19 protein-coding genes are annotated in these 22985 nt (G+C 42.2%); 2 read left to right on the plus strand and 17 right to left on the minus strand.

Going from position 1 to position 22985, the window contains the following annotated elements; all coding sequences use genetic code 11:
* Positions 1-99: 99 nt before the first annotated feature.
* Positions 100-363, plus strand: a complete 264-nt coding sequence (locus SJY38_RS13410) for an accessory factor UbiK family protein (protein ID WP_004589302.1) — start codon at positions 100-102, stop codon at positions 361-363.
* A 79-nt stretch (positions 364-442) separates the two neighbouring features.
* On the opposite strand, the gene SJY38_RS13415 is transcribed toward SJY38_RS13410, so the two are convergent.
* The 8 genes from SJY38_RS13415 to ilvG form a co-directional block, all read right to left on the minus strand.
* Positions 443-1090, minus strand: coding sequence for an NAD(P)H-binding protein (locus SJY38_RS13415; RefSeq protein ID WP_264390192.1), 648 nt, complete (start codon positions 1088-1090; stop codon positions 443-445).
* An 8-nt stretch (positions 1091-1098) separates the two neighbouring features.
* On the minus strand, positions 1099-1758 hold the full coding sequence (can, locus tag SJY38_RS13420; protein ID WP_024032154.1) for a carbonate dehydratase: 660 nt from the start codon (positions 1756-1758) through the stop codon (positions 1099-1101).
* 64 nt (positions 1759-1822) lie between these two features.
* Positions 1823-2998 carry a methyltransferase gene (locus SJY38_RS13425; protein WP_377109969.1) on the minus strand — a complete coding sequence of 392 codons (1176 nt, stop codon included), beginning with the start codon at positions 2996-2998 and terminating at the stop codon, positions 1823-1825.
* A gap of 62 nt (positions 2999-3060) precedes the next feature.
* Entirely contained in the window at positions 3061-4047 is a 987-nt protein-coding gene (locus tag SJY38_RS13430) for an ABC transporter substrate-binding protein (protein WP_036963445.1), read from the minus strand.
* A gap of 144 nt (positions 4048-4191) precedes the next feature.
* Positions 4192-5745 (minus strand): threonine ammonia-lyase, biosynthetic, encoded by a 1554-nt coding sequence (ilvA, locus tag SJY38_RS13435; protein ID WP_064386299.1) that lies wholly within the window; start codon positions 5743-5745, stop codon positions 4192-4194.
* A 2-nt stretch (positions 5746-5747) separates the two neighbouring features.
* Positions 5748-7604, minus strand: a complete 1857-nt coding sequence (gene ilvD / locus SJY38_RS13440) for a dihydroxy-acid dehydratase (protein ID WP_024032149.1) — start codon at positions 7602-7604, stop codon at positions 5748-5750.
* A 105-nt stretch (positions 7605-7709) separates the two neighbouring features.
* Positions 7710-7952, minus strand: coding sequence for an acetolactate synthase 2 small subunit (gene ilvM, locus SJY38_RS13445; RefSeq protein WP_004589295.1), 243 nt, complete (start codon positions 7950-7952; stop codon positions 7710-7712).
* Positions 7949-9598 (minus strand): acetolactate synthase 2 catalytic subunit, encoded by a 1650-nt coding sequence (gene ilvG / locus SJY38_RS13450; protein ID WP_004589294.1) that lies wholly within the window; start codon positions 9596-9598, stop codon positions 7949-7951. The genes ilvM and ilvG overlap by 4 nt, the downstream gene beginning before the upstream one ends.
* An 867-nt stretch (positions 9599-10465) precedes the next feature.
* On the opposite strand from ilvG, the gene SJY38_RS13455 reads away from it, so the two are divergent.
* A complete protein-coding gene (locus SJY38_RS13455) occupies positions 10466-11344 on the plus strand; it encodes a TraB/GumN family protein (RefSeq protein WP_138577667.1) in 879 nt (292 codons plus the stop codon).
* A 36-nt stretch (positions 11345-11380) separates the two neighbouring features.
* Here SJY38_RS13455 and SJY38_RS13460 read toward each other — a convergent pair whose 3' ends face one another.
* The 9 genes from SJY38_RS13460 to rpsL all read right to left on the minus strand — a co-directional run bounded on the left by SJY38_RS13460 (position 11381) and on the right by rpsL (position 22956).
* The gene (locus SJY38_RS13460) at positions 11381-12793 is read right to left on the minus strand and encodes an ATP-binding cassette domain-containing protein (protein ID WP_273605464.1); all 1413 of its coding nucleotides are present in this window, start codon (positions 12791-12793) and stop codon (positions 11381-11383) included.
* 77 nt (positions 12794-12870) lie between these two features.
* Positions 12871-14595 (minus strand): response regulator, encoded by a 1725-nt coding sequence (locus SJY38_RS13465; protein ID WP_273589779.1) that lies wholly within the window; start codon positions 14593-14595, stop codon positions 12871-12873.
* A 158-nt stretch (positions 14596-14753) separates the two neighbouring features.
* A complete protein-coding gene (locus SJY38_RS13470; protein WP_377109970.1) occupies positions 14754-17087 on the minus strand; it encodes a fatty acid cis/trans isomerase in 2334 nt (777 codons plus the stop codon).
* The gene (locus SJY38_RS13475) at positions 17084-17449 is read right to left on the minus strand and encodes a hypothetical protein (protein ID WP_377110219.1); all 366 of its coding nucleotides are present in this window, start codon (positions 17447-17449) and stop codon (positions 17084-17086) included. The genes SJY38_RS13470 and SJY38_RS13475 overlap by 4 nt, the downstream gene beginning before the upstream one ends.
* A gap of 118 nt (positions 17450-17567) precedes the next feature.
* On the minus strand, positions 17568-18365 hold the full coding sequence (locus tag SJY38_RS13480; protein ID WP_377109971.1) for a VOC family protein: 798 nt from the start codon (positions 18363-18365) through the stop codon (positions 17568-17570).
* A 259-nt stretch (positions 18366-18624) separates the two neighbouring features.
* A complete protein-coding gene (gene tuf / locus SJY38_RS13485) occupies positions 18625-19809 on the minus strand; it encodes an elongation factor Tu (protein WP_004589660.1) in 1185 nt (394 codons plus the stop codon).
* A 62-nt stretch (positions 19810-19871) separates the two neighbouring features.
* The gene (fusA, locus tag SJY38_RS13490; protein ID WP_024032049.1) at positions 19872-21986 is read right to left on the minus strand and encodes an elongation factor G; all 2115 of its coding nucleotides are present in this window, start codon (positions 21984-21986) and stop codon (positions 19872-19874) included.
* A gap of 27 nt (positions 21987-22013) precedes the next feature.
* The gene (gene rpsG, locus SJY38_RS13495) at positions 22014-22484 is read right to left on the minus strand and encodes a 30S ribosomal protein S7 (RefSeq protein WP_004588211.1); all 471 of its coding nucleotides are present in this window, start codon (positions 22482-22484) and stop codon (positions 22014-22016) included.
* Between the two features lie 97 nt (positions 22485-22581).
* On the minus strand, positions 22582-22956 hold the full coding sequence (rpsL, locus tag SJY38_RS13500) for a 30S ribosomal protein S12 (protein ID WP_002958885.1): 375 nt from the start codon (positions 22954-22956) through the stop codon (positions 22582-22584).
* Between the last annotated feature and the right edge of the window lie 29 nt (positions 22957-22985).

Raw genomic sequence — 22985 nt, forward strand, 5'->3', positions numbered from 1 at the left:
TTAGATTAATTAATTCCATTGTGGTGATCATGTATTAAATACCTTAGGTATAAGGTAATATTAGTCATTATCATTTTAGGGCAACAGCAAGGGACGATTATGATCAATCCAGCAAAACTTGAAGAAATTGCTAAGCAAATCACCAACAACATGCCGCAAGGTGTAAAAAACCTAGCAGATACACTGGAAGGTAAAACCAAACAAGTTTTACAAAATAAGCTGGCTGAAATGGACTTTGTTAGCCGCGAAGAATTTGATGTGCAAAGCCAAGTACTTATTCGTACTCGTGAAAAACTCACAGAGCTTGAAGCAAAAGTTGTGTTACTAGAGCAACAACTAAATGCTAAAAATAACGCCGAGTAGCACGTATTACGTCTGTATACTCAGCCACAAAAAAAGCAGCCAAGGCTGCTTTTTTGCTTTTAGTTTTAACATTTACCCACTATGTATTAAAAAGTGCCTCTAATACATAGTATTGCAGTGGTTGTTGCTGCGCCAAACTTACAGCGCACATTTTTAGCGCCACTTGCTTACCCGTAATGGGTTTATAACGTTTTAAAAAAGGAAGTTGAGTAATAACAGGTAACACAAATGCGCCTATTTGCTCAGCTATTCGTGTATCGTTTCGCTCACCAATTAATAAAGACGGCTGGAATATACTTACTTTTGCAAAGCCCAGCGTTTTTATGTGCTGCTCAAGCTCGCCTTTCATTTTTAAGTAAGGGCTGATGCTGTGCGCATTGGCGCCGCTTGATGACACTAAGCAATAATGGCTCACTGCATTGTTTGCCGCCATTTGCGCCGCAATAAACTGATAATCAAAATCAACTATACGCTGCGCCGCGGTTGAGCCAGCCTGCTTTTTAGTAGTGCCCAAACACGAAAAAAACACATCCCCTTTAAATAACGCGCAGTAGTTGGTTAAACAATCAAAATCAATAACCTGATTAGTGAGCTTAGTATGTTCAACGTCCAGCTTACGGCGAGTTATAGCAATCACATGGCCAAACGCAGGGTTTTGCAGTAAAAGCGTTAATAGCTCACTCCCCACAACCCCTGTTGCCCCTATGATTATCGCCGTTTTAGTCATTGTTTAAATTACTCGCAACCGGCTTTAGCGAGTACATGTGCAACGGCTTTTTTATACACATCGCCTTCTTCATCGGCGCAGGTTACAACCGATGATAAGTCGTGCAAGTGGCCGTTCTCTAATCCGTACACCCAACCATGAATCGTGAGCTCTTGGCCTTTATCCCATGCATCTTGAACTATGTTTGTTCTGCACACATTGCGTACTTGCTCAATAACGTTTAGCTCTATTAAGCGGCTTAAACGCTGTTGCTCATCCATTGCATTAAGCTGTTCTAAGTGTTTTTCTTTTACGTCGCCAACATGGCGTAACCAGTTATCGATAAAACCAAATTTGGCGTTATTTAATACCGCTTGTACACCGCCACAGCCGTAGTGGCCAACCACCATAATATGTTTTACTTTAAGCACCTCTACCGCGTATTGCATTACCGATAAACAGTTATGGTCAGTATGTACCACCACATTAGCTACATTACGGTGTACAAATAATTCACCCGGCAGTAAATCTACAATTTGGTTGGCAGGAACACGGGAGTCTGAGCAGCCAATCCACAAGTACTCTGGGTTTTGTTGCATTGATAATATTTTAAAAAACTCAGGGTTGGCTTCGGTTGTACGTGCAGCCCAACGTTTGTTGTTTTCGAATAAATTTTTTAGCTTTCTCATTGCATCTCTTATTTAGGACGGGATAGAAATTACACCCCAGAAAAGACAAATAATGAGCGCCTTTTTAGTTGGTGTTTGCAAGAATTAAAATATTGCGAGGAGTTAATTGTTTCTCACAAAAGGTGGTAACTGAAACGTGATAACCTTGCTGTTGCAAATATAAAGCACGATCGAGCACAAGCCAAACTTCTATTGCTCTTCTAAACACATGTCGAACCAGTTCGATTCGCTCTGTTACTTTTTTACGCGCCTTACCAATTAATAAAAACTTATCGTAATCAGTGTCTTGAGGGATAATTATAGACTGTTTATCCCCCGCCCAAGCGCAAAACTGTGCAAACGTATCAGAAAACACGGCTTTGTTAACTGAAGGCACACTCACGTAATATTGTTCATGAGTGAGTGACTTTCGAAGTGCGTCAAACCCTAAGCGCCATTCCACCTCAGTTTTTCGTATTTTAGCTACACGTGAAGGGGCTGTAACTGTTTCTTGCAGCGCCAGTTTGAGATCGCGGTGCGTTAAATTAAGCTTACTAGCAAGGGCAAGCTCACTCATTGCCTGATAACGACTATCGGTAAATAAGTGATAACAGCACGGCGAAAAACTAATACGTTTTACCCTAGCGGCGCTGGCGTGTTGCATAAATGTTTGGTGCAATGCGCCACATGCATGCAGTGCAACCGCATGTGTGTCGGTATTAAAAAAATGGCGTGTTTCATCTTCAAGCACATTAGCTTGGCTAAATTTCATCGCCAAACCTTGCTTGCGTGCACTGTGCTCTCCTTGCTCGCAAAGATGCCCTTGTAGCTCAACACTATGTACGCTTTGCGCGCCGTTATAAGCAAGCATTCGGCCTAAATGCCCTTTGCCTGCGCACCATTCTAGTACAGGCTGCGTGCTACTCGTTAATGCTGAAACAAAGTCTTGCAGTTGCTCAAACTTACGCCCTTTAATACCGTTACTTATCCAAAACGGGTATTCACCGCGTTGCTGCTGACTTTTTGGTAAATTGCACAGCTCAGGTAGCTGCTCTACCCCAGCAATAAACGGGCTAAAAAATTGATAAAGCTGTTGCTGATCGTTATCAAGCCTTGCAACATCTTCATCTGATAAGTTATTTAACGCCGCTTGTAGCTCAGGCCACGGTAATTCATCAAAATCAAATGCTGTACATTGCCAATATTCGCGGGTATTCATTAGCACTGCATCGAGTGCTGCAAACTGCTCAGCTAGGTTCATAACAACTTAAAATAGTAAAAAGACGTTTAATTATACCAGTTGCGCAGAGCAGCATTAAGCGGTTATTTTTTTCCAAGTATTAAACGCAAATAAAGGGGGATCGAAATAATACTCACAATAAAGGCGGCTATTAGCATCCACGACAGTTGTAATCGCTCTGGCTCTTGGTATTTATAAACAAACCCAGCTTTGTGCTCGTCAAATTGCGTTTGCTTAATGCCATAATAATCTGCAATTAAGCGCCACTTAGCCATCGACATATTCCCTAAATGGGTCGTAGGCGGCATTATGTAGTCTTTCAATACTTCGGCTTCATAAGCTAGCTGATGAAAACTTTTGTTTGGCGCATACACTTGCTGAGTAATTGCAATGGCTTCATCCATATTCATCATCGCATAGCGCCAACCTTTTAAGCTCGCTTGGTAAAACTTTTCGACCGTTTGCGGGTGCTTTTTAAGCATTGATTCGCTGGTAAATAACACATCACCATACACATCCATGCCATAGCGCTGTGGGCATATAAGGCGGTGCGATACCCCTTGCTGAGTCATAAAGTAAGGCTGAGTGGTGACATACACTTGCATTGCATCAAGTTTGTTTTCTTGCCACGCTTGTAGCGCAGGCTCATCGCCTTCGTATACCTCTAAGGTGGCAATATCAATACCGCTGCGTTTAAGCATAACTAGCAGCTCGGTACTGTCTTTTTTACTCACTTCGGTAATACGTTTAGCGGTAAAATCGCGAGGGTGAAAAATATCAGAGCTGTCTTTTACCATCCAACAGTACGGAGAAAACTGTAAAATAGCCGCCATTGCTACAAACGGTTGGCCGTTTACTCTTTGTTGTAAAATACCCGAATGCGCTACGCCAAATTGGGCTTCTCCACTTGCTACAGGCGTGAAAGTGTCAGGCATTTTAGGATTGGCTTCGCGTATGGTTACATCAAGTCCGGCGTCTTTGTAGTAGCCTTGTTGCTGAGCCATGTAATAGCCGGCGAACTGAAACTGGTGGGTCCATTTTAGTTGTAAAGTGACTGATTCTTGAGCCATTAGTTGGCTGCAAAAAAGCAAAATTACAAATATTAATCCTTTAATAAGCAACTGGGTGTTCCAAATAGTAGTCATTAGCTGTAACTATATTTAAAACACACGATAAAGCAAGCATGCAAACGTGCATACTTGCTTATAAAAACCCTAAGCTGAGGCTAAATTGTCAACGTTTGGGCTTTGTGGCTGAGAGGTTAAAAACTGCGTAAAACACGGGTTATGTGTTTCATCTTGTACACTGTAACCTAAGCGGTTTAAGTGCTCGTTAAACATATCAAATTGGCTTGGCTCAATAGCAAAGCCCGCCAGTACATTTCCGATAGACCCCCCATGATTGCGATAATGAAATAAAGTAATATTCCAATTGCTACCTAGGGTATCTAAAAAGCGCGCAAGGGCTCCTGGGTATTCCGGAAATTCAAACCGTAATAACCTTTCGTGTAACTGCTCCGGTGCTTTACCCCCTACCATATAACGTACGTGTAATTTAGCGAGTTCGTTATCTGATAAATCGCAAAATTGGTAGTCGTTGTTAGTTAGGTCTTGTTTTAGCTCGTTGAGTTCTTGCTCACCCTGGCGCAGGGCAATACCTACAAATATTTGCGCTTCACCTGGACCTGCATAACGGTAGTTAAACTCAGTAATAGCCCGACCACCTAAAGAGGTGCAAAACTGCTTAAAGCTGCCTTTTTCTTCTTTAATGGTCACCGCAAGTAGCGCTTCGTTTTTTTCACCTAGCGCAGTACGCTCAGCCACATAACGTAAGCGATCAAAGTTTAAGTTAGCACCCGAAAGCACCGCTGCTAAATGCAGCCCTTTTAAGCCCGATTGCTGGCTCCACTTTTTAAGCCCTGCGGTTGCAAGTGCACCTGAGGGCTCTGAAATTGCGCGAGTAGAGACAAAAATATCTTGCATGGCGGCACAAATTTCATCGCCACTGACTGTTACAACTTCATCGCAAAATTTTTGCGCTAAGCGAAATGTTTCGCTGCCAATAACTTTAACCGCTACGCCATCGGCAAAACTGCCAACACGGTCAAGCTCAACAGGCTCGCCCGCTTTAAGCGCGGCTTGTAAACATGCACTTTCGTCAGCTTCTACGCCAATGACTTTTATATCGGGGCGTAATGATTTGATATAAACCGCCATACCAGCAAGTAAACCACCACCGCCAACAGGGATAAATACCGCATCAAGCTCGTTGAGTTGCTGCATAAGCTCGCGAGCCACTGTGCCTTGCCCCACTATTACGTCAGGGTCATCAAAAGGCGGTACAAATACGCCATTGCGTTGCTCTGTTAGTTCAAGTGCATGTGCTTTTGCAGCATCAAAATGATGGCCATGTAAAACCACTTCACCGCCCAGCGCACGTACCGCACTTACTTTTATTTCAGGCGTGGTAACTGGCATAACGATAGTGGCTTTATGGCCAAGGTGTGAAGCACTAAGCGCCACACCTTGTGCATGGTTACCCGCAGATGCCGTAATAACAACAGACCCTTTTGGTAACTTGTTTAATTTATTATAAGCACCGCGTAACTTAAACGAATACACGGGCTGTTGATCTTCACGCTTTAACCAAACATGGTTGCCTAATTTATCACTGAGGTCGCGCATTTCGCTGACCTCAGTTACTTTAGCTAGCGGTTCCATATTGGCCTGAATAATAGCGCGAAAATAATCGAGCTCTTGAGAAACCATAATTAGCTAAGCTCCTCCAGTTTGGCTAAATCACGTACTGCGCCCTTATCGGCACTGGTTGCAAGTAATGCATACGCTTTTAATGCCGACGATACATAGCGGTCACGATCAAGCGGCTTATACGCTTGCTTACCACGCGCTAATTGCTTTTGTTTACGTGCTTCTAGCTCTTCATCACTTAATGCAAGGGTGATTTCACGTGTTGCGATATCAATGATAATTTTGTCGCCATTTTCAACATACGCAATGGCACCGCCACTTGCCGCCTCTGGCGATACGTGGCCGATTGATAAACCAGAGGTGCCGCCCGAGAAACGACCATCGGTGATCAGGGCACATTTTTCAGCAAGGCCTTTTGATTTTAAGTAGCTCGTTGGGTAAAGCATTTCTTGCATACCTGGGCCGCCTTTAGGGCCTTCGTAGCGAATAACCACAACATCACCGGCTTTTACTTCGTCGTTTAAAATGCCTTCTACTGAATCATCTTGTGACTCGTACACCACGGCAGTGCCTTCAAAATGCAGCATTTCGTCCACTACGCCTGCGCTTTTAACAATACAGCCATCAACCGCTAAGTTACCTGAAAGCACAGCTAAGCCACCATCTTGTCTAAAGGCATGTTCAACACTACGGATACAACCATGCTCTCGGTCGTTATCGCCTTCATCCCAACGGCACTCTTGGCTCATTGCTTTTGTAGTACGAATACCGGCAGGGCCTGCACGGTAAAACTTTTGTGCTGCTTCGTTTGTAGGATCTGTCGCATCCCACTTTTTAACAAGCTCACCCATCGTCATACCCGCTACGTGGTTTACCGATAAATCAACTAAACCTGCTTTACCTAGCTCACGTACAATTGCCATCATGCCACCAGCGCGATGCACATCTTCTATGTGGTACTCAGGTGTAGCTGGGGCTACTTTACATAAAAATGGGGTTTTACGAGAAAGCTCGTCAATGTGCGACATATCAAAATCTACACCAGCTTCTTGTGCTGCTGCTAATAAATGCAATACGGTATTAGATGAACCACCCATGGCAATATCAACCACCATAGAGTTCATAAAGGCTGTTTTGTTTGCAATTGCACGCGGTAACACGTCGTGGTTGTCTTTTTGGTAGTACTCGCGGCACAAATCAACAATGCGAGCGCCGGCTTCTACATACAGTTGCTTACGATCTTTATGAGTTGCAAGCGTTGTTCCGTTACCCGGTAGTGCAAGGCCAATAGCCTCTAATAAACAGTTCATTGAGTTGGCAGTAAACATACCCGAACACGAGCCACAGGTAGGACACGCAGAGCGCTCTACTTGCTCTGAATCAGCATCACTTACTGTTTCATCAGCGCCTTTTACCATGGCATCAACTAAATCTAGTTTAATATCGATGTTAGCAAGTTTGGTTTTACCCGCTTCCATTGGCCCGCCCGATACAAAAATAACCGGTATATTTAAACGTAGCGCTGCAAGCATCATCCCTGGGGTGATTTTGTCACAGTTAGAAATACAGATCATCGCATCGGCGCAGTGGCCGTTAACCATATACTCAACAGAGTCTGCAATTAAGTCGCGAGAAGGCAGTGAGTAAAGCATACCACCGTGGCCCATTGCGATGCCGTCATCAATTGCGATGGTATTAAATTCTTTTGGAACGCCGCCCGCTTGCGTGATTGTTTCAGCCATTAGCTCACTAAGCTGATTAAGGTGTACATGCCCTGGTACAAATTGCGTAAACGAGTTAACTACAGCAATAATAGGTTTACCAAAGTCGGTGTCGGTCATGCCTGTTGCGCGCCATAATGCACGTGCGCCTGCGCGTTTACGTCCTTCAGTTGTTGTTGCACTTCTTAATTTAGCCATAGTTACCTCTGTTTTGCCGCTGTGTAAGCGGGCATTCCTCATTCTAAAAATTGTTGAGTTACTGATGGTTATATTCAGTAACGCGTAAATGTGTTTCGTTAGCAGTTACACTGCTTGTTGCTGTAAATTTTCTAAGCTGATTTCTTTCACGTCTACCAACTTATTTAGCTGGCTGGTTAATAGATGAATAGGCTTATCGCTATCGACCGTCATTGCTATCGTATATTGAGCTTCATCGGTATTAAGCTGAAAATGCGTAAGGTCAAAACCACGGTGACGCACAACACGTAAAAAGCGCTCCACCGCAATACTTTGGTTTTTCAATGCAATAGTTAAGCTGTGTTTCATTGTGCTTTCTCCGTAATCATTTCGTCATTTGCAGCCCCTGGTGGTACAAGCGGCCATACGTTTTCTTTATCATCTATACAGGCATGTAAAATATACGGCCCTTCGCTGTTTACCAGTGCAGTGATTGCATCGTCTACTTCGTTGGCTTTAGTAATAGTTTGCCCAGGAATACCAAATACCGCCGCTAACTGAACAAAGTCAGGGTTATCTGAAAGATTGGTTTCAGAGTAACGCCCTTCAAAAAACAGTTCCTGCCATTGACGAACCATACCTAAGCGTTGGTTATCTAATATTAGTATTTTTACTGGTAAATTATTACGACGTATAGTGGCAAGCTCTTGAATGTTCATCATGATTGAGCCATCACCCGACACCGTTATTACAAAATCGTCTGGGCGTGCTACTTGCGCGCCAATAGCCGCGGGTAAACCAAAGCCCATAGTGCCTGCGCCACCACTACTTAAGTGATTACTTGGGTGGTTAAATTTCATATGTTGCGCCACCCACATTTGGTGCTGGCCTACATCGCAGCACACTACGCCTGTTTTTGGCATACGCTGGCTTAACTGGTTCAATAAATACGGGGCAAATACTTTTTCGCCTGGGTAGTCGTAACGCCATGCGTGTTTTTCGCTCATGAGCTTATTTGTATCGCACCATGCTTTAGGTGTTACAACACACTCAAGTGCGGGTAATGAGGTTTTTAGATCAGCAATTAAGGACGCTTTAGCAGGTTTGCGTTTACCTACTTCGGCCGCGTCAATGTCTAAGTGAATTACTTTTGCTTTGGCTGCAAATTTGGCTAAGTTGCCCGTTACGCGGTCATCAAAGCGCGCGCCTATACATACAAGTACATCACACTCTTGTACTGCTATGTTAGCCGCTTGTGTGCCGTGCATGCCTAACATTCCTAAGTAGTGCTCGTAATCTGGTAACACACTGCCTAGCGCTTTTAATGTTGATACCGCTGGCATTTGTGTTTTGTTTAAAAACTGCATTAACTCATTTTGCGCATCGGCGGCTTGTACGCCACCACCTACATACGCTACTGGCTGCTTTGCTTCAGTTAATAACTGGTTTGCAATGGCTACTTGGTTTAAATCAAGTTGTGGTAAATATTCATCAGCAGCTAACCAAGGTTTAAAAGGTACTTGCGCCATTTGAATATCTTTTGGAATATCTACAAGCACTGGGCCTGGGCGACCACTTTGAGCTAAGTGCATGGCTTCTTGTAATATTTCAGCTAAGTCTTCTGGGCGCTCTACCATGTAGCTATGTTTAGTACACGACAGTGACATACCTAGTACATCGACTTCTTGAAATGCATCTGAGCCAATAGCGGCAGTCGGTACTTGACCTGTAATTGCTAATAATGGCACTGAGTCCATCATTGCATCGGCAAGTGCTGTTATTAAGTTAGTAGCGCCTGGGCCTGAGGTAGCAAAACAAACGCCTAATTTGCCTGTGCTGCGAGCATAACCCACTGCGGCAAAACCAGCACCTTGCTCATGGCGAGTAAGGTAATGCTTTACAGGCGCGCCATACAGCGCATCGTAAATGGGCATAATAGCTCCGCCAGGGTAGCCAAATACTTCATTTACGCCGTGCTTGGCTAATAAATCGATTGTTAGTTCTGCGCCTGTCATTAATTAATCCTCATTCCTCAGTGACAACCCAATTACCTACTTTACTTAAAAAACTTATAGCTAATACCAATCCGCAATAATACTTAATTATTTTTAGAGGGCTAAAAGTGTCGCTATCTGCGTTAAAAAATTCTCATTTAGAACAACTAAATAGCGAATTTTTTGCCTAGCTATCAACACGTTTATCTATCCTCAAAATAGATCACTTAATTAAGCGAATTGGTATAAAATTTTTAAAACTTTGTGCTTAAAACTAAAAAGCCCTCCGAACGGTTAGGTGCGGAGGGCTTTTTAATGCTTAAGTTTATAGCACTACGAAGCCCTCGCGGGAATAATCACCACGATAATAATCAGGACTAGGTTAAGTGCATTTGTAAGCATGAAATTAATACCAAAATGTGTTCATTTGTTACGAAGTAATACTCTTCGCTCTGTATATGTATTTGTACCGTGCTGAGGCGAGTAAGTCAACACCAAACTTAATTCAACAAAAGAGCAAAAAGCGACTTTAAACGGATTTTAAATTCACAAAAAAAGGCTTAAATGAAAAATCTATACCTTAATTTGCATCAAGTAAATTCACTAGCCACATAATAGCCATATAGGGCTTGATTAATTTTTGATACATTGTAGTACAAATAACAGCGCAGCACGGTAAATAACTTAAAACTTTGCTAATTAGGCAGGTTTACTCCGCAAGCCCTATTACGCACCACTCAATTACATTCACCCTATTTAAATAAGGTGCCCTAGTGCAACTAAATTCATAAGCGCATTTAAAAGTGTTGAATATAACCAAATAGGTTTATTAAAGCGCTTTAATTTAAGCTAGTATTTAGGCAACTCAATTAGATTTAAGGACAAACCATGCAAGCCCTCACTCGAATTAGTCAGTTTTTTATATTGGCACTTTTTATAGCAACTAGTTTTAATAGTGTCGCAGCACCGGCATTATTTAAAGTAGAAAAAAACGGTACTAGCTCTTACTTGTTTGGCACAGTTCACGTAGGCGATGCCAGCATGAAAGGCTTACCAGAAAAAGTAACTAAGGCTATAGATCAAAGCGAGCAAGTTGTTGTTGAAGTAGATATTAGTAAACTCACGCCTTTGCAAATGCAGCAGCGTTCAATGCCCTTTATGATGCTTAAAGATGGCAAAACATTACAAACAGAACTCTCAAAACAAAACTACAATAAGCTTAAAGACTACTTTGCTAAAAAATCGATTGATATAGCTATGTTTAATGGCCTCAAACCTTGGGCTGTAATGGTAACCATGATGCAGATTGAATTTCAAAATGCAGGATTTTCTGACCAAACAGGCATAGACAAGCAAGTACTTGCTTACGCTAAAAAGCAAAATATCACGATTGGAGAGTTAGAAACGCTAGAGCAGCAACTGCAAATGTTTGATGGCATGGCTTTGCTCAGTAATGAAATGATTGAAGAAACGTTTGAACAGCTTGCCGATATTAATACTTATTTTATTAAGTTAGTAAACGCCTGGAAAAATGGTGATATGGATACGCTGACTGAATACTACAACATGAGTTTTGACGAGAGTAACTACGGTGAAATAAGCGAGCAAGTTATGCTAGTTAATCGTAATAATAAATGGGTGGAGCAATTAGTGCCTCGCTTAACTAACGAAAAGCTATTTATTGCTGTAGGCGCGCTGCACTTACCGGAGCAGCATGGTTTAATTAAACAGTTAACTGATGCAGGCTTTACCATTACTCGCCTATAACGTGGCGTTAAAGGTTGGGCATATTCAGCCCAGCCTTTAATTAAAATCTTCCATTTTTAAATAATGCTCAATCCCTTTAATTTTGTCTGCCGCATGGTGATTTACATAAATAACGGTGCTGGTATTTGCGGCACAAATTTTCTCTATTAAAATTAGTACTCGCTGTCTATTTGCTTCATCAAGCCCTAAGCAAGGTTCATCTAAAATAAGTAACGTGGGGTGTTTTACCATAGCACGCACTATTAATAGCATGCGCTGATCGCCGTATGAAAGTTGCGTAAATGAGCTATTTTGTTTATCGCCTAACCCAATCAGCGCTAACCATTGCTTAGCTGTATTTACTTGTGACTCTGTTGGCTTTTGATATAAACCAATGCTGTCGTAAAATCCAGAAATAACCGTATTCAATGCCGATATACTTACTCGATAATCCATATGCAGTGCATTTGATATATAGCCTATATGCTGTTTTATATCCCAAATACTTTCACCACTTCCGCGCTTAAAACCAAATACCTGAATATCATTGCTGTAGCATTGAGGGTTATCGCCAGTGATTAAATTTAATAAGCAGGTTTTACCTGAGCCATTTTTACCACTCAATTGCCAGTGTTGATGTTTATTAATTTGCCAATTGAGATTTTTAAATACATCAACCCCAGCGTAGCTAACCTTTGTATTACTAAGCTTAACCAATGTATCGGCGGTATACTCTGCACGGCCTTGGGAGTCATCCGGTTGAGGTATTTCTAAAGCGGTATGGGTTAAATGCAGTAGTTTAAGCAAGTCAGCACGCTGCTCTGCGTTTGGATTATTAAGTACATGCAGCAATTGCCCCTGATTTACATAAGCGTAATGAGTAATAAACGGCGGGATTTCATCAAGCCTATTTAACACAAACACAAAGTTAATTGTTGAGCTAAGTGTTTCTAATAAAGTGTTTAGCACCTCACTCGAATGTTTATCTAAGCCATCATATGGCTCATCTAGTACCACTAAATCAGCATGACTACTTAGCGCATTTATAAGTAGGAGTTTACGGGTTTCGCCGGTAGAGAGATCTCTAAAATGCCTGTCTAAAAGGGCGCTGTAATTAAAGGCATCTATTAGTTTTGTACGTAACTCATGGTTGTAGCTACTATTTTGAGGGAAGATAAAATCTTTTACTAAGCTGTGATGTTCATGCTCAATTTCGTTTTTGATTAACTGCTTTTGCACATCAGATGACACAAGCTGCGTGCTATTAAAGGTACTTTTAAAAGTACCACTTTGCTGCTTAGCTTCACCCGTTAATGCGGCGCTCAATGCCGATTTACCTGCGCCATTAGCGCCTAATAAGAGCCAGTGCTCACCAGCATTCACTTGCCAACTTAAGTCATTAATTGTGTAACAGCTTTTACCTTGCCCTTTTAAATAACCACTAAATTGTTCAAATACAATACTTTGCACAATACTGCCTTCACCATAAGCTAAATAAACAACTTAACGTATAGTAAATTGCTTTAGCAAGCGTATTTAATTGCGTATTAATTTATTTCATTAGCTATGCATACATTTACCAATGCATCAGCCACTGCCTGCTTACTTATGGGCTTATGAATATGCTCACTCGCGCCATATTCATAAATTAAGTCCATGTCTTCGGCTGAGGTATTTGCTGTCACAACGATTATGGGCATGGTTTTATTTAGCTCTTTGCGTATTTTTTTAGTCGCTTCAAAGCCATCCATGACCGGCATGTTTAAATCCATAAACACCACGTCATAGTCAGCCTTACCTACCTTTTCGCAGGCTTCTAGGCCATTTACAACGCATTCATAGTCCACACCTAACGTTGCCAAAATACGTGTGAGTAACAAGGTGTTTAATTCATTGTCTTCAACCACAAGGCAAAAAAGCTTTTTTTCGACTTCTCTTTCTGTTTGCTGGTTAGTAATTTCAATCGGCAAGTTAAGCGTAACATGAGCGCCACTCGCTGCGTTGTTTTTAAATGAAAGCGAACCATGCAGCGCTTTAACAACATACTGCGCCCGTGTTAATCCCGTTCTCAGGCCTTGAAAGTGGTTAGTTTGTTTAAATGAGTCAAACTCTAGTTCTGTTATTTCGCTAGAAAAACCGCACCCACTATCATTAACGGTTAATTGTAATTGCGAGTTTTGCATGTTTGCAGCAACTTCAACCTCGCCCTTGTCGGTAAACTTTATTGCATTGCTAATTAGCTCGGTTAATACATGCTGTAAGCGCTGATGATCTAATTTACAAAAACAATTAAGAGACTCATCAAAATGAGTGATTAATGTTAGCCCTTTTTGCTGCGCTGCATACTCATACGCCAACACCACTTTGTTTATGGATTCTAAAAGGTTTTCGTTTTTAAGAATTGGCGCCCACTTTCCTGTGCTTAGTGCTTGTAGGTCTTGTAGCTCATCAAGCATAGATAGAAGTCTAAGGGCACAGTAGCTTGCTTGCGTTTTAATATTTTGCTGCTCGGCATTGATGGTTAGCTCATCAATCGACGTAATTAATCCCTGTAACGGTGTTCTAAATTCGTGGCTTGCTCTGGCAATAAAGTGCTCTTTGTTTTGGCTCATTTGCGCTACAAAGTCCTTTTGTTTTTGAAGAGCTGTTAAGGTGCGTTCCACCTCTTTTTCCATCGGCATAAACACAAATCTTAGCTCAACGAGCAATAACACCATGGCGACTAACCAGCACAGCAATTCTAAATTAGACACGCGGTTAACTTTTTTTACTGCATGTTGCTCAAATAAAGTAACCGCGCGGTCAAGCTTAGCTAGCAGGTTTTCTACATGTGCTACGTTGAGCACCTGTGTGTCTACCTCGCCTTTTTGGTACAGCAGCCAACTAGCTTGGGCAATAAATTCATTCACTTCGCTATCTAGATTAGCTGGCTCAGAAAAGTATAACTTTACTAATTCTGGCGTTAAATAACGGTAACTACTACCTTGCTTGGTAAGTAATACCTCATGAGCTGTTTTAAATTGTGCGAGAGAGTGTTCGAGGGAATTGGTATGGGTAGCAACATCGATTCGTGATGAAAGAAGTGCATTGCTATGCCAAGCAATTTTTTGCGAGAGCATGCGCTGCTTACCTGCCATATTAATAATTTTAGCATCGTACTTTTGTACAGAAAAGCCATACTGCAGCAACAATGCTGAGCCACTTATTAACAGAGCAATAGCAATAAGCGCCCATCGGTAACGCTGTCTTACATTGGCAATAATTTTAAACATACAAGGCCGCTTTTTTATTTTAAGTGTAGCCTATATATAGAAAACTCAACATCAGCTTTAGTAATTATATAAATAAAAAGCCCAGTAACATGACTGGGCTAAATGTATTAAGTGTGAGGCAAAAAGGGCAATACTTGCGACACTTTTGTAATTACCAGTTAGCGATTTTCTAATCGGTTGTAGTCAAACATACCAAATTCAACGCCGCGATACTCTTTAGCTACTTGGTGCATTATGTCGCTGTATTTCCAAAACTCTGGATGTGAGCGACGAATACCAAATTTTACTTTTATTGCAGCATAATCTGCTTCAATTTGCATCATAGGTAATAGCTGTGCAAATTCACCCACTTCATTTTGATCATTTAAATACCAAATAGCCGCAGGGTAATCACCAATAAAGCCTGGCACTAGGGTGGCGGTATCTTCATCATAAGCGCGCTGCCCATCTTCATTTAATAAGCTGGAAATATTGTAATGCGCGTTGTGATGAATAAGCGTATAAGCTTTATGTGAAGCATCGTCTTGCTTAACCAAAATATACGATAACTGCGGTAATAAATTTATAGCCTTAGCTGGCATATTGTTCAGTGCATTTAATGGCGAGGATACTTTTGTGTAGTCGTAGTGCTCACTCAGTACTGGCGCTAAAGTTTGCTTAATTAGCCCATACAGCTCGTGTTGTGGATCATCCGTTTTATATTCAATACCGCTAGGTTGGCTAAACTCTCGGTTGTTTTTAAAAAACTTAGATAAGCTTGGCGGAGACTTTCTATACCAGCTTTTTTTAATTTGATGGCGCTTCGCTTCAGGCAATAAAGCCAAAAAGTTTTGCTCACCCTCTAAACGTAAAAAGTCCATGTATAGGCGGGTCACTAATTGGTGACCGATATTTCCGTATACATCAAAGCCTGCAACAAGTAAGTAATGAATACGCTCAAATAGCGCATAATCTAATACCCACATAGTTTTAGGCTCTTGACCAATAAAGCCTTTCACTACCGTGGCACTATCAAAATGGCGAAATATTGTAAGCGCTGCATTTTTGTTATGCCCTTCACCTTTCCACAATAGGTCGGTTGTTAAATGCTCTCCGTTTTTAAACATCTCGTTAGCCAGTTCAACTTTGGCTTGTAAGTACTTTTTCTCACGCACTGAGTATTTAACCCAGCTAGAGATAGGCAATGCATTGCTTTCTTCTGCTGCAGGTAATTCAAGGGCTTCTTCGTGCTGAAGCAACATATCTTCCACTGCTGGAGTCGCGACTTTTTCAGGGTCTGCAAAGGCAACCCAAAAATGATCGTTAATCACATTAAGTGCAATTTGGCCGCGGCATACAGGGCCCTTAATAAAGCCCATAATAATTAGCTCAGCTTCATCAAGCATAAATTGATACTTAGAATTAATAGGAATTACTTCAAACGTTTTAAAAGGATTAGATGCCGCCTCGCTCTTATAACTTGGCATTTTAGTAACCGTATAATCGGGAGCTATAAATTGCTCATAAATACGTGCAAGCTTTGCATCATCAAGCTTTAGCGGTAAATGTGTTTTTGATAAAACAGTTGAGCGGTCCTGTAGTAAACGGTAATACACACGGCTTACTTTAGGGTCATCGTATGGTCGGCGCGTATTAATTAACTTAATTTCTTCGCCTGGCGGCGTACTTGAACGAACCAGTTTAAAAAAGCTCTGTGGTTTATCAGAACCAAAATAAATATGGGCTAAAAACCAATGCTCGTAAATATAACGTGCGGCTAATTGGTATTTTAAGCTGTCTTGATTTAAAAACGCTTCCCAGTTTTTAACGTTTGTTAGCTCGGCTTTGGTGGGCGGTTTAATATGCGCCATTTTTCCACCGTCTTTAAGCCACTTTTGTAAATGATAAAATTCCTGGCTAGACACGCCCGGTAAACCGTAAGGCATACCGCCATGAGGCTGCTCTGCAGCTAAACGATCGAATTCTCCCATAGTGGCGCATGTTTGAGAGCGGCTAAGTGAAAAGTCAAATTCATCATCAAGAATTTCATTCTCTGGTAAGGGTGCACTTTGCTTAAGCACTAATGAATTAAATAACACCCCACCGGCAAGGTTTGCTTCTGGGTTTTGGTCACGTTCGTTAAGTACCGGAGTAAAGCCCTTTTTACGCCATTGCTCAGTGCTGGTTGCATCAAATAATAACCGGCTTGGTGTAGTTGCTAATAGCCGTGTACCATCATAAACAAGCTCTTTGCTTAGCCCTCTATCTATCCCTTCAGGGGAAGAAAGCTTTAGCTGACATGGCGCATCATAACAGCCATGGCATACTACACAGCGTGTATCTAGCACAGGTTTTACTTCTTGCAAAAACTCGGCACCAGCACCTGTATCATGCGGCACTATACGCTGCTGCGTTTGTTCATCACCAAATAAGTCGTTGTAGTGAGCATTGCCTAAATAAGCACACCCGCTGAGGATAATAAGCACGAATGTGCTGATCAGAATTTTTTTCATTCTTCATCCTCATCACCCAGGTCGAAGGTTGGCATCATATCCATTTGTGGAGAGACAAAAGTTTGGTTGTCGTGGGTATTTAACACCACACTTAACAGTGGGCCGTGGATCAGCGTTATTTGTGCATCGTGCTCTTGGTTTAACAACGCATTAAATTCGCTGCTATGCGGCGCAAGCTCATACTCTTTTAAACTAATAGCGATACTGCTATCAGGTGCTGGGTTTTGGCATATCTGCGTCAGTAGCTCATCATCAAGAGCAAATGAAATGTCTAAATCGGGCTTTTCTACATCTCGCTCACTAAGCGACTCATTTAAAATAAATAACGGTAAGGTTAATTTACTATCTTGTTCAAATTCCATTGTGCTCTCTTGCTGACTGAGGGTGTAATTACCCGCCATTATAGCAAAAAAGCACATAATTACTGCGCCTAAATAACCACACTAAAGTCTAAAATTTAGCCTTAAGCGCTGTTAATAACTAAGCTTTAATATCATCCATTGCCGATTCAATAATAGAAAATACAGCCCCTTGAGGGTCGCAAATAACACTAAAACGCCCTACATCAGGAATATCTGTAGCAGGTACACACACTTGCCCTCCAAGAGTCGCCGCTTTTTTTACATAGCTATCGCAGTTATCCACGGCGAAGTAAATCATCCAATGGGGAGGTACGTCTTGTGGCCACTCATCAGTCATTTGTAGCATGCCTGCTACCGGCTTACCTGCAACTAAAAACAAGGTGTAATCCATACCTTCCATAGGCTTTGTTTCACTTTTCCACCCCAGTAGTTCACAGTAAAAATGTCGGCTTGTTTCACTATCGCGCGTTGCCATTTCATGCCAATAAGGCGTGTTGAGCTCACAAGGACGCTTACATCCTATATGCTCTTTACCTTGCCACAATGCCACCGTGGCACCCGCGGGGTCTTTAAGCATTAACATACGCCCTGCATCCATAACATTGTGAGGGCCTGCTATAATTTGCGCACCGAGTTCATGCGCCTTAATTGCACATGCATCAACATCATCTACGGCAATATAGGTAAGCCAGTAGCTAGGCGTAGAGCCCACTTGCTCTTTAGGCATTTGATACATAGCAGCAATATCGTCACCTTGCTTTTGTAGCATAGTGTAATACTCATCATCGCCAATGGGCTGATCGTCATTTCCCCACTCAAACAACGAGGTATAAAAAGCTTTCCCGTCTTGCCAATTATGAGTACACAGTTCAGCCCAGCAAAATATACCTTGCGGATAGTTATTTTTATTATTCATCGCCCATTTCCTGTTGTAAATTTAAGCCATTTTTAGCTTAGGCTAATACCCTGTAAGTGTCGATAGTTATTCACTCAATAAACCCCCTTACACACCAGTGACCACTTCTACTCGGGCTTTGTAAAGCCAACCCAACCAACATTATTTACATTAACGCCAAGCAGCTAAAAGCTGATAGCTAATCACTTTTCTTCAGGCATTAAAAAACCCGAGGCTAAGCTCGGGTTTTTATAGTATTAATTAACTTAAACGTTAACTATTACTCTACGATAGTTGCTACAACACCAGCACCTACAGTACGACCACCTTCACGGATAGCGAAACGAAGACCTTCGTCCATCGCGATTGGCGCGATTAGAGTTACTGTCATCTTAACGTTATCACCAGGCATTACCATTTCTACGCCTTCTGGTAACTGTACGTCACCTGTTACGTCAGTTGTACGGAAGTAGAACTGTGGACGGTAACCTTTGAAGAAAGGAGTATGACGACCACCTTCATCTTTAGAAAGTACGTATACTTCTGAAGTGAATGTAGTGTGTGGGTTGATTGAACCAGGCTTAGCTAGTACTTGACCACGTTCAACGTCTTCACGCTTAGTACCACGTAGAAGTGCACCAATGTTCTCACCAGCACGACCTTCGTCAAGAAGCTTACGGAACATTTCAACACCAGTACAAGTAGACTTAGTAGTCTCTTTAATACCAACGATTTCAACTTCGTCGTTCACGTTGATGATACCAGCTTCAACACGACCAGTTACTACTGTACCACGGCCTTGGATTGAGAAAACGTCTTCGATAGGCATGATGAATGGCTTATCGATGTCACGCTCTGGCTCTGGAATGTAAGAATCTAGTGCTTCTGCAAGCTCAACGATCTTGTCTTCCCACTGCTTTTCGCCTTCAAGTGCTTTAAGAGCAGAACCTTGAATTAGTGGTAAGTCATCACCTGGGAAGTCGTACTCAGAAAGAAGTTCACGAACTTCCATTTCTACTAGCTCAAGTAGCTCTTCGTCGTCAACCATGTCACATTTGTTCATGAATACAACGATGTAAGGTACGCCAACCTGACGAGAAAGTAGGATGTGCTCACGCGTTTGTGGCATAGGGCCGTCAGTCGCAGCTACTACTAAGATAGCGCCGTCCATTTGAGCAGCACCAGTGATCATGTTTTTAACATAATCGGCGTGTCCAGGACAATCTACGTGTGCGTAGTGACGAGTTGGTGTATCGTACTCAACGTGAGAAGTTGAGATTGTGATACCACGCTCGCGCTCTTCTGGAGCGTTATCGATTGATGCGAAATCTTTAGCAACACCGCCGTATACTTTTGCAAGTACGTTAGTGATTGCTGCAGTTAGTGTAGTTTTACCGTGGTCAACGTGGCCGATTGTACCAACGTTTACGTGCGGTTTTACGCGTTCAAACTTTTCTTTTGCCATCTTAAAAAATTCCTAATTAAGAAATTAAAGCCTGACTCACTATTGAGCCAGACAAGCTAAAATCATATAACAGCGCGAGCTGAAATTATTGTATCTGCAACATTTTTAGAGGCTTCAGCGTACTTCAAAAACTCCATAGAGTAAGAAGCACGGCCCTGTGTTGCAGATCGTAAAGCAGTTGCATAACCAAACATTTCAGAAAGAGGAACCTGAGCATTAACTTGCTTAAGTCCACCTATTGCATCTTCCATGCCTTCGATTATGCCGCGACGACGGTTTAAGTCGCCAACTACATCACCCATGTTTGAGTCAGGAGTGATTACTTCAACCTTCATCATTGGCTCTAAAAGTACAGGGTCAGCTTTAAGCGCCCCAGCTTTCATTGCCATTGAACCTGCAATTTTAAATGCCATTTCATTCGAGTCTACATCATGGAATGAACCATCATATAAAGTCGCTTTAACGCCAAGTAATGGGTAGCCTGCCAGTACACCTTGAGACATTTGCTCTTGGATACCTTTGTCTACCGCAGGGATAAATTCTTTTGGAACCGAACCACCTACAGTTTCGTTAACGAACTCATAAATTGGTGCTTCATCATCCGAAATATCCATCGGTTCAAGTTTAACCCAGACGTGACCATATTGACCACGACCACCTGATTGACGTACAAACTTCCCTTCAACTTCAACAGTTGAACGAATAGCTTCTCGGTATGCAACCTGCGGCTTACCAACGTTACATTCAACACTGAATTCACGTTTCATACGGTCGACAATGATATCAAGGTGAAGTTCACCCATACCAGAGATTATAGTCTGGCCTGATTCTTCGTCAGTTTGTACACGAAAAGACGGATCTTCTGCGGCTAGTTTACCTAGTGCAATACCCATCTTATCTTGGTCAGCGATTGTGCGAGGCTCAACCGCAACAGAGATAACTGGCTCTGGGAACTCCATACGCTCTAGCGTAATGATAGAGTTCGGATCACACAGTGTCTCACCTGTTGTTACGTCTTTAAGACCAATAGCTGCCGCAATATCGCCTGCGTAAACTTCTTTGATCTCTTCACGTGAGTTTGAATGCATCTGTACGATACGACCAAATCGCTCACGCTTACTTTTAACTGGGTTATAAACCGCGTCACCCTGTTTAACAGTACCAGAGTAAACACGGAAAAAGGTTAAAGTGCCAACAAACGGGTCTGTTGCAATTTTAAATGCAAGTGCAGCAAACGGCGCTTTATCATCAGCTGGACGTTCTTCCTCAGTTCCATTTTCTAGGATACCTTGGATTTGTTTCACTTGTGTTGGTGCAGGCATGTATTCAACAACGCCATCAAGCACAGCTTGAACGCCTTTGTTTTTGAATGCACTACCACACGTAATGGGAACAATTTCGTTCGCTAATGTGCGTTGACGTAAGGCAGATTTAATCTCTGCTTCACTTAACTCTTCACCTTCTAAGTACTTATCCATTAGTTCTTCAGAGGCTTCAGCTGCACTTTCAACTAAATGAGAGTGCCATTCTTGAGCAAGCTCTTGAAGTTCCGCCGGTATTGCCTCATAAGAGAAAGTCATACCCTGGTCCGCTTCGTTCCAGTTAATGGCTTTCATTTTTATAAGGTCAATAACACCTTTAAAGTCGTCTTCAGCGCCAATTGGCAACTGGATTGGAACAGGCGTTGCTCCAAGACGAGATTTCACCTGGTCAACAACCGTTAAGAAGTCAGCGCCGGTGCGATCCATTTTATTTACGAAGATCATTCTTGGAACTTCGTATTTGTTCGCTTGGCGCCAAACTGTCTCAGTTTGCGGCTGTACACCTGATGAAGCACAAAGAACAACTACCGCACCATCAAGTACACGTAAAGAACGCTCTACTTCGATAGTGAAATCTACGTGTCCTGGAGTATCAATAATATTGATACGATGGTCGTCAAATTGCGCGTCCATCCCTTTCCAGAAACACGTTGTTGCAGCAGAAGTGATTGTGATACCACGCTCTTGTTCCTGCTCCATCCAATCCATAGTTGCGGCGCCATCATGTACTTCACCGATCTTATGAGAAAGACCTGTGTAGAACAGAACACGTTCTGTTGTGGTGGTTTTGCCTGCATCTACGTGAGCTACTATGCCGATATTACGGTAGCGCTCAAGTGGAGTTGTACGTGCCATATGATCCTCTTAAAGGTTAAGGACAGATTACCAACGGTAATGTGCGAATGCTTTATTCGCTTCAGCCATACGGTGAACGTCTTCACGTTTCTTAACCGCAGTGCCTTTGTTGTCAGCAGCGTCAACGATTTCTTGAGCTAAACGTAAGCCCATAGATTTTTCGCCACGCTTACGTGCAGCGTCTACTAACCAACGCATACCTAATGCATTGCGACGTACTGGACGTACTTCAACTGGAACTTGATAAGTTGAACCACCAACACGGCGAGATTTAACCTCTACCTGTGGACGGATGTTATCAAGTGCAGATTCAAAGATTTCTAGGTGCGACTTGCCTGATTTCTCAGCAGCCACGTCTAGCGCACCATAAACAATTTTTTCAGCAGTAGATTTCTTGCCGTCTAACATTACGATGTTAACGAATTTAGCAAGAAGTTCCGATCCGAACTTAGGATCTGGAAGAATTTTACGTTGACCTATTACGCGTCTTCTAGGCATTTTGTATCTCCGGTTTATTCAGGTTTGTCCTTTTGGAACAATCACCCAAAACAATAATTAATAATATTTAGTGCTTGGCCTTACTAACGGAAAACAATTAGCCTTTAGGGCGTTTTGCACCGTATTTAGAACGAGCTTGACGACGGTCGCTAACGCCTGCACAGTCAAGTGCACCACGTACAGTGTGAAAACGCACACCTGGTAAATCTTTAACACGACCACCACGGATTAGGATTACACTGTGCTCTTGAAGGTTATGACCTTCACCACCGATGTATGATGTTACTTCGAAACCGTTAGTTAAACGTACACGAGCTACTTTACGTAACGCTGAGTTTGGTTTCTTAGGTGTAGTTGTATATACGCGAGTACATACACCACGCTTTTGCGGACACGCTTTAAGCGCAGCTGAGTTACTTTTAGTAACCTTGCTACGACGTGGCTTACGCACTAGCTGGTTAATAGTTGCCATTTAAATAGCTCCTGAAATTAAAATTACTA

Source organism: Pseudoalteromonas sp. R86517, assembly GCF_042466295.1.
Taxonomy (GTDB): domain Bacteria; phylum Pseudomonadota; class Gammaproteobacteria; order Enterobacterales; family Alteromonadaceae; genus Pseudoalteromonas; species Pseudoalteromonas atlantica.

Bases quoted from the DNA above. Each gene is read 5' to 3' on its own strand.
- SJY38_RS13410 (WP_004589302.1), top strand. From the start codon at position 100: ATGATCAATCCAGCAAAACTTGAAGAAATTGCTAAGCAAATCACCAAC.
- SJY38_RS13415 (WP_264390192.1), bottom strand. From the start codon at position 1,090: ATGACTAAAACGGCGATAATCATAGGGGCAACAGGGGTTGTGGGGAGT.
- can (WP_024032154.1), bottom strand. From the start codon at position 1,758: ATGAGAAAGCTAAAAAATTTATTCGAAAACAACAAACGTTGGGCTGCA.
- SJY38_RS13425 (WP_377109969.1), bottom strand. From the start codon at position 2,998: ATGAACCTAGCTGAGCAGTTTGCAGCACTCGATGCAGTGCTAATGAAT.
- SJY38_RS13430 (WP_036963445.1), bottom strand. From the start codon at position 4,047: ATGGCTCAAGAATCAGTCACTTTACAACTAAAATGGACCCACCAGTTT.
- ilvA (WP_064386299.1), bottom strand. From the start codon at position 5,745: ATGGTTTCTCAAGAGCTCGATTATTTTCGCGCTATTATTCAGGCCAAT.
- ilvD (WP_024032149.1), bottom strand. From the start codon at position 7,604: ATGGCTAAATTAAGAAGTGCAACAACAACTGAAGGACGTAAACGCGCA.
- ilvM (WP_004589295.1), bottom strand. From the start codon at position 7,952: ATGAAACACAGCTTAACTATTGCATTGAAAAACCAAAGTATTGCGGTG.
- ilvG (WP_004589294.1), bottom strand. From the start codon at position 9,598: ATGACAGGCGCAGAACTAACAATCGATTTATTAGCCAAGCACGGCGTA.
- SJY38_RS13455 (WP_138577667.1), top strand. From the start codon at position 10,466: ATGCAAGCCCTCACTCGAATTAGTCAGTTTTTTATATTGGCACTTTTT.
- SJY38_RS13465 (WP_273589779.1), bottom strand. From the start codon at position 14,595: ATGTTTAAAATTATTGCCAATGTAAGACAGCGTTACCGATGGGCGCTT.
- SJY38_RS13470 (WP_377109970.1), bottom strand. From the start codon at position 17,087: ATGAAAAAAATTCTGATCAGCACATTCGTGCTTATTATCCTCAGCGGG.
- SJY38_RS13475 (WP_377110219.1), bottom strand. From the start codon at position 17,449: ATGGAATTTGAACAAGATAGTAAATTAACCTTACCGTTATTTATTTTA.
- SJY38_RS13480 (WP_377109971.1), bottom strand. From the start codon at position 18,365: ATGAATAATAAAAATAACTATCCGCAAGGTATATTTTGCTGGGCTGAA.
- tuf (WP_004589660.1), bottom strand. From the start codon at position 19,809: ATGGCAAAAGAAAAGTTTGAACGCGTAAAACCGCACGTAAACGTTGGT.
- fusA (WP_024032049.1), bottom strand. From the start codon at position 21,986: ATGGCACGTACAACTCCACTTGAGCGCTACCGTAATATCGGCATAGTA.
- rpsG (WP_004588211.1), bottom strand. From the start codon at position 22,484: ATGCCTAGAAGACGCGTAATAGGTCAACGTAAAATTCTTCCAGATCCT.
- rpsL (WP_002958885.1), bottom strand. From the start codon at position 22,956: ATGGCAACTATTAACCAGCTAGTGCGTAAGCCACGTCGTAGCAAGGTT.